The organism is Xanthomonas axonopodis, from assembly GCF_001304695.1.
Lineage (GTDB): Bacteria > Pseudomonadota > Gammaproteobacteria > Xanthomonadales > Xanthomonadaceae > Xanthomonas > Xanthomonas axonopodis.
Genome location: NZ_JFAQ01000004.1, coordinates 1 through 940, shown reverse-complemented (window position 1 = coordinate 940; position 940 = coordinate 1). Strand labels below are relative to the sequence as shown.

At 57.9% G+C, this 940-nt stretch carries 1 pseudogene; it reads left to right on the top strand.

The window, feature by feature from the left end:
- Window positions 1-643 (top strand): annotated as a pseudogene (locus XAXN_RS00255) (IS5 family transposase); the annotation flags it as partial.
- Window positions 644-940: the final 297 nt, after the last annotated feature.

Genomic DNA, 940 nt, shown 5'->3' with positions numbered 1-940 from the left:
TTTCGGCGCCTGCTGGAGACCATGACCTTGCCGCGCAGATGCTGAAGGCCGTCAACGCGCATCTGGCGCGCAAGGGTCAAAGTTTGCGGTCCGGCACGATCGTCGATGCGACGCTGATCGCTGCGCCCAGTTCGACCAAGAACGCCGATCACGCGCGCGACCCTGAGATGCATCAGACCAAGAAGGGCAATCAGTGGTATTTCGGGATGAAGGCGCACATCGGTGTGGATGAATTTTCCAGACTGGTGCACCATGTCCATTGCACAGCGGCCAATGTCGCCGATTACCGCACGGCAAGGAAGACAGCGTGTTCGGCGACAGTGGCTATACCGGCGCGGACAAACGCCAAGAACTGCGGGACTGCCAAGCAGCATTCTTCATCGCCGCCCGGCCCTCGACGATGCAAGGCATCGGCAACACACGCGAGCGTGCTCGGGAACAGCGTTGGGAACACGTCAAGGCCAGCGTGCGCGCGAAGGTGGAGCATCCATTCCGGGTAATCAAGCGCCAGTTTGGCGACACCAAGGTCCGCTATCGCGGTCTGGCCAAGAACACGGCACAAGTGCTGACCTTGTTTACATTGTCAAACCTGTGGATGAAGCGAAAGCAATTACTGCCTGCGATGGGGAGCGTGCGCCTGTAACCCGGGGAATTCCCACGGAAAACGCCAGAAATGGCGAGAAACCCGAAGCTCCAAACGCGACTCTCCGGAACGATGCCACCTTCCGCCCTGTCAGGTCTCGTTGTTCAGACCTTCCCTAATGGAAGATGTCGCGAACTTTGGAAAGACAATGAATCTAATAAACCAAATATCTTACCTGATTAGCCCCATCGCTCAGCCGTAGTTGCAGGATCTGCGACGCTGCGGTTGGACAATGGCCCCAGCTGAAGGCAACGGAGGCGGGAGATGGGGATCAATATCGTGCAGTTTCAGCCGGGA